The organism is Shewanella sp. SM23 (genome assembly GCF_025654295.1).
Lineage (GTDB): Bacteria > Pseudomonadota > Gammaproteobacteria > Enterobacterales > Shewanellaceae > Shewanella > Shewanella oncorhynchi.
Genome location: NZ_JAKKRM010000057.1, coordinates 1 through 890 on the forward strand (window position 1 = coordinate 1; position 890 = coordinate 890).

Consider the following 890-nt stretch of genomic DNA (forward strand, 5'->3'; position numbering starts at 1 on the left):
GTCGTTGGACTGATTGAGCAGCATCGCTGGGCACGCGACCGCGAAGCCTATGGCCAGAAAAAACAACGTGCCAAACGTGATTATGAACAGAAAGAAAGTTACAAATGGCAACGGGCTTCAGCAGCGATGGCGACTCGCTTGGGACCACAGATGCAGAAGGTGATTTCGGTTTGTGACCGTGAAGCCGATATCATCGAATACCTGCGCTTTAAAACCGACACACAACAACGGTTTATTGTGCGCTCGATGCAAAGCCGCTGTATTGAAGAAGACCAGCACAAACTCTATGCGTTTAGTGAGACGCTGCAAAGTGCCGGTGAGCGGATGGTACAGGTGCAACAAAAAGGCGGTCGCAAAGCCAGAGTTGCGCACTGTGATATCCGCTTTGCGCCCATTACCGTGAAGGTTCCGGCGAATAAAACGGGCCAGTCWGTGCCGCTGTTTTATGTGGGTTGTCAGGAGAAAGACAGCGCAGATGGCCTCTGTTGGCACCTGCTGACGACTGAGGTAGTCACAACAGCAGAGCAAGCGCAACAAATTCTTGATTACTACGAGCGCCGCTGGCTGATTGAAGACTTCCATAAATCCTGGAAAACGGGCGGTACGCAGGTGGAAGACTTACGGCTGCAAAGCAAAGATAATCTGGAGCGGATGATTGTGATTCTGGCATTTATCGCCACACGTATCCAGCAACTGCGTTGTTACGCAGGCCAAGCTGAACAAGCGAAAAAACGGCCTTGCGATAGCCTGTTAAGCCCATTGGCCTGGAAGTTGTTATGGCTAAAGACGGAAAAAAGCCAACCGCCCGAACAAGTCCCCAGTGTGCATTGGGCTTATCTAAGATTAGGAAAACTCGCGGGCTGGAATGACAGCAAACGAAGCGGAATTGT

Annotated in this window: 1 protein-coding gene; it reads left to right on the top strand. The window is 51.1% G+C overall.

Going from position 1 to position 890, the window contains the following annotated elements; genetic code table 11:
• Nucleotides 1-890 (top strand): IS4 family transposase (locus L5L98_RS22245; RefSeq protein ID WP_263143579.1); only part of this gene is annotated, 890 nt, incomplete at both ends.